We start from the raw sequence: 5,432 nt of genomic DNA on the forward strand, positions 1-5,432 counted from the left end.
ATTAACGGGTTCTGCTTATCTTCAAATGGGTAAAGATGCAGCTGATCGTGATTTAAATGCTTACCTGATTTCTCTGGGAGCTAACTATGCTTTGTCTTCAAATTTTAAGGGGAATATTGGTTTTGAAATTCAATCAGGAACGGATACGAATGAGCAGAATGCAAATTTCGATAATAAATCATTCACACCACTTTTTGGGACCAATCATAAATTTAATGGCCATATGGACTACTTCTATGTAGGTAACCATACCGGTAATGTTGGTTTAGTCGATGCTTTTATTGGTGGTGCTTATTCTAAGGATAAAATTTCTTTTGGAGCAACACTTCATCGTTTTGCTACACAAGCTGATTTAATGTTAGCGGGAGAAAAACAAGACAGTTATTTAGGAACAGAACTTGATCTATCATTCGGATACAACTATTCTAAGTCAGTGACTTTTAAAATGGGATATTCACAAATGTTTGCTTCTGATTCAATGGAAGTGCTTAAAGGTGGAGATTCTGGAGAAGGACAATGTTGGGGATGGATGATGTTAGTATTTAAACCTAATTTTCTAAAATAATAACGGGTGTTCCTGATCCTTGGTATTTATCGAGGATCAGGAATTTTCAGTCACATTCAATCTAAGAGCCAATGGTAAAATTATTCAGATTATTAACCCCTCCACCAAAATGGAGATTTCCGGTGATGATTGTCTTGGGTGCTTTTGTCGGATTAGGAATTCATGTGCTTTATTTATCAAAGGCACTTTCTTACCTTTCTGATGATCCTAAAACTTGCGTCAACTGTCATGTTATGGCACCTCAGTATGCGACCTATCAGCATAGTTCGCACCGCGAAGTTGCCACATGTAACGATTGCCACGTACCACACAATAATGTGTTTAATAAGTACTTTTTTAAGGCAAAAGACGGTTTAAGACATGCAACAATGTTTGCCTTAAGAATGGAACCGGAAGTTATCTTTATTTTGGAAGAAGGACGCGAAGTGGTTCATAATAACTGTATTCGCTGTCACAGTCAAACATTGACTGATCCTAAACTGGCATCACAAGTTCCACAACACACACACAATACACAGGGTAGAGTGTGCTGGGATTGCCACAGAGAAGTACCCCACGGAAGGGTTAATAGCCTTTCGAGTGTACCAAACGCACGTGTACCCGTACCTTCAAGTCCAATTCCAGATTGGATGAAAGATTATTTAAAAGAAACTGATACCAAATAAAACTTAAATAAATAAACTATGAAGCCTATTAACGAATCAGTAAATAGAAGACCCTTATTGGGGTGGCTTATTTTCTTAGCTTCTCTAATTGTTGTTGTTCTTTTGGGAATTTTAGCTTCTTCGATTATGGAAAGAAGAGCTGAATCTGTTTTCGCTTACACACCACAGGTTAAGCATGACCAGTGGGAGCCTCGTAATGAGGTTTGGGGTGAGAATTTCCCTCGCGAATTTGAAACGTATTATAAGACTGCCGATACCAGCTTTAATAGCAAGTATAATGGTAATGCCATGATTGATATGTTGGAAGTTGACCCTCGTTTGGTTGTACTTTGGGCAGGTTATGGTTTCTCAAAAGACTATAATCAAGGTCGTGGTCACTATTATGCAATCGAAGACTTACAGAATACCTTACGTACTGGTGGACCAAAAACAGAGAATGATGGCCCGATGCCATCGACTTGTTGGACATGTAAATCGCCAGATGTACCTCGTTTGATGAATGAAATTGGTGTTGCTGAATTCTATAAAGGAAAATGGGCAGGTAAAGGTCACGAAGTTGTGAACCCAATTGGTTGTGCTGATTGTCATGATGCTAAAACCATGAACCTGAGAGTAACCCGTCCTGCCTTAATTGAGGCGTTCCAGCGTCAAGGAAAAAATATCGAAGATGCAACTCATCAGGAGATGCGTTCTTTAGTATGTGCTCAGTGTCACGTTGAATATTATTTCGATAAGAAAAAAGTAGAAGGTGCCAACTACCTGACTTTCCCTTGGGATAAAGGTATGGACGTTGAAGCGATGGAAGAGTATTACGACGAGATTGAGTTTAAAGATTGGACTCATAAGTTGAGTAAGGCTCCTATGTTGAAAGCTCAGCATCCTGGTTACGAAGTTTACCTAAAAGGTATTCACGCTGATCGTGGTGTTTCTTGTGCTGACTGTCATATGCCATACAAATCAGAAGGCGGTCAGAAATTTACGGATCACCATATCCAATCTCCTTTGAATAACGTAGCTAACTCATGTCAGGTTTGTCACCGTGAGGAAACTGAGAAGTTGATTAAGAACGTTTATACGCGTCAGGATCAGATTATCGAAAATCGCGATAAGCTTGAGGAACTTCTTGTTCGTGCTCACGTTGAGGCTAAGAAAGCTTGGGATTTAGGAGCTGATGAGGCAACTATGAAGCCTGTATTAATGATGATTCGTCATGCACAATGGCGTTGGGATTATGCTGCTGCTTCTCATGGTGGATCTTTCCATGCACCAACTGAAATTAGTCGTGTTGTTTCGACAGGTATCGTTCGTGCACAAGAGGCTAGAATTGCTTTGGTAAGAATCTTAAACAAGTATGGATTTACGGGTGAAGTAGCTTACCCAGATATCGCTACTAAAGCAAAAGCTCAAAAATTCATTGGTTTGGATATTGAGAAGTTAGAAGCAGAAAAAGCAGAATTTAAGAAGAACATGCTTCCAGAATGGAAAAAGAAAGCTGAGAAACGTGAAAGCGGTTATCAGGTTAAACTTTAATTTGTAATAGATATTCGATATGAAAATGCTACCCATTTAGGGTGGCATTTTTTTTTAAAATAGATGATTGATTAATCGATACCTATTTAGGTAAAGCTTGACAAATTGTTTTTTTAATGAATGTATAAAGTACAAAGCCTGGAAAATGAATTTTTGGATGAATGTACAAAGTACAAAGCTTGAGAAATTGGTTTTTTAATGAATGTATAAAGTACAAAGCCTGAAAAATGAATTTTTGGATGAATGTACAAAGTACAAAGCTTGAGAAATTGCTTTTTTAATGAATGTATAAAGTACAAAGTCTGAAAAATGAATTTTTGGATGGATGTACAAAGTACAAAGACTGAAAAATTGTTTTTTTAACGAATGTACTAAGTAGCAAGCCAAAAAATGTTTTCGGAAAATCAATAAATATTAAATCCCGACCTACGCTACTATTTTATGAAAATGACACTGAGTATTCGCAATGCTTATATTGAAAGATCTGCGATAAGGCTTATTTGTTTTATGGCCTAATAAAATGTGAAGGTCGTAAAATCCGTATTCTCTCTTTAAATTGCCTTGCACACAATTGTTTTTACATTATTATTCGTACTTTCAAGTCTTTTATTATGTGAGGGTAAAAATATCACGATAATAAGAGTTGAGAACCTTACTAAGCCTAACTATACACGCTATATGTCTATAAAGAAACCCATCTGGCAGCACCCCTTTGGATATGCTGAAAGCTTCATTATTTCATTTGGTATTTTAAGTGTCGGATTCATCCTGGAATTTATATTACCCAAAACACAGTCGAATCTGGTCTTTCCTTTAAACCTCATTTTAGGAGTCAGTTTTTTTACGCTATTAGTTCTTTCACATTTCCTTTTTAGGAAGACAAAGATCCATAAATTCTTATCGAGTATTCCGCTGACTATTGCTTTGGTTTCCAGTTTAAGTATTCTGGTTATTCTGATGGGGATTTTACCTCAGATACCGAGTAAAGAAGCTGGTTTGATTCAGCAGCTAGGCCTAAATCAGATGACCAGTTCATATCCTTTCCTGATGATCAACTTTCTTTTATTGCTTGTTCTAGGTTTTGTGAGCTTGCGAAAGACCTTTCCTTTTAAGTTCAAGAACTGGGGTTTTGTATGTAGTCATTGGGGTTTATGGATTGTGATTTTTGCTGGTGGATTAGGATCTGGCGATTTGCGTCGATTGAAAATGGATGTGTACGAAAACAAGATCGAATTGCAATCGTACGATGAAAATAAAAAGTTATACGAAATGCCTTTAGCTATTAAACTGAAGGATTTCCTAATTGATGAGTTTAATCCCAAGTTGGCCATTGTTGAAAATGAAAAGGGTTCTTTATACGAAGCTCAGAAACCATCTATGATCATGATTGAGAAAGGACTGCATTGTGACCTGCAAAGCTGGAAAATTCAGGTTGAAGAATTTTATGTGACATCGGGAAGGGCAGGGGAACGTTATTATCAATTAGCCGATTTTGGAGCTGCACCTGCTGCGAAAGTGAAAGTTGTATCTCCTCAAAATGATACGCTGCAAGGCTGGATTTCATGTGGGAGTTTCAATCGTCCCCATGAGTCTTTAAAGCTTAATGATCAGTTTTCTTTGGTAATGACAGTACCCGAACCCAAGCGATTCTCTTCTGAAGTGACATTCTACACGCCAGATGGTAAAAAGCAAGATGCCGTGCTTGAAGTGAACAAGCCTGTGACCGTAAACGGTTGGAAAATATACCAATTGAGTTACGATGATAAAATGGGACGCTATTCCGATAAATCGATTTTAGAAGTCGTTCGCGACCCTTGGCAACCCTATGTTTATCTAGGTATTTTTATGATGATGATAGGCGCTATTTATATGTTCTGGAAAGGACGAGAAAGCATCAGTGAGTAAATTGCTAGATGCAGTTTTTTATTTTCCACATCATCACATCATCACATCATCACATCATCACATCAACACATCATCACATCAACACATCACAAACCATGATTTGGTCCAACTTTATACTCGTCTTACTCAGCAGTAGTTTACTCTGGTTATTAGCTCTTATCCTTTATAAGAAGGAATTGTTGAAACGCTTATTTATTGTTCTGGGAACAGTTTGCATTGGTGCTTTTATCGCATTCTTGTGGGTGAAGCTAGAGCGTCCACCCTTGCGGACTCTGGGTGAAACGCGTTTGTGGTATGCTTTCTTTTTGCCAGCCATTGGCATGATAACCTATTTGCGTTGGCGTTATAACTGGATGCTTTTTTATAGCTTGGGTCTATCGCTACTGTTTTTAGTAATTAATTACATGCATCCTGAGAACTTTTCGAAAACGCTTATGCCAGCTCTACAGAGCCCTTGGTTTGTACCGCATGTGGTTGTGTATATTTTTGCCTATGCCTTCTTGGCTGCCTCCTCATTGGTTGCTGTTCGTGGCTTGTATCAACATTTCACCAAAACGCTCGATCGTAAAGTCATGCTCATGGCTGATAATCTCGTATATCTTGGCTTTGCTTTCTTAAGCTTAGGCCTGCTCTTCGGAGCACTATGGGCTAAAGAAGCCTGGGGACATTACTGGACTTGGGATCCCAAAGAAACCTGGGCATTGATTACCTGGTTAGGTTATTTGATCTACATCCATCGCCGCCACCACATGCCAAGTGAATTTAAA

Annotated in this window: 4 protein-coding genes and 1 pseudogene; all 5 read left to right on the forward strand. The window is 38.3% G+C overall.

Annotated features, from left to right (window positions below; translation table 11 throughout):
- Positions 1–565, forward strand: a pseudogene (locus ABY905_RS13540) (hypothetical protein); the annotation flags it as partial.
- Between the two features lie 125 nt (positions 566–690).
- Complete coding sequence (gene nrfH / locus ABY905_RS13545; RefSeq protein ID WP_372644769.1) at positions 691–1,230, forward strand: cytochrome c nitrite reductase small subunit; 540 nt, start codon at positions 691–693, stop codon at positions 1,228–1,230.
- Between the two features lie 18 nt (positions 1,231–1,248).
- Positions 1,249–2,760 carry an ammonia-forming cytochrome c nitrite reductase gene (nrfA, locus tag ABY905_RS13550; RefSeq protein WP_372644763.1) on the forward strand — a complete coding sequence of 504 codons (1,512 nt, stop codon included), beginning with the start codon at positions 1,249–1,251 and terminating at the stop codon, positions 2,758–2,760.
- 678 nt (positions 2,761–3,438) lie between these two features.
- Complete coding sequence (locus ABY905_RS13555) at positions 3,439–4,665, forward strand: cytochrome c biogenesis protein ResB (RefSeq protein WP_372644765.1); 1,227 nt, start codon at positions 3,439–3,441, stop codon at positions 4,663–4,665.
- Between the two features lie 8 nt (positions 4,666–4,673).
- On the forward strand, positions 4,674–5,432 hold a 759-nt coding region (gene ccsA, locus ABY905_RS13560; protein WP_372644767.1), incomplete at its 3' end, for a cytochrome c biogenesis protein CcsA.

Origin of the sequence: Ancylomarina sp. (genome assembly GCF_041555295.1) — a bacterium.
GTDB lineage: Bacteria > Bacteroidota > Bacteroidia > Bacteroidales > Marinifilaceae > Ancylomarina.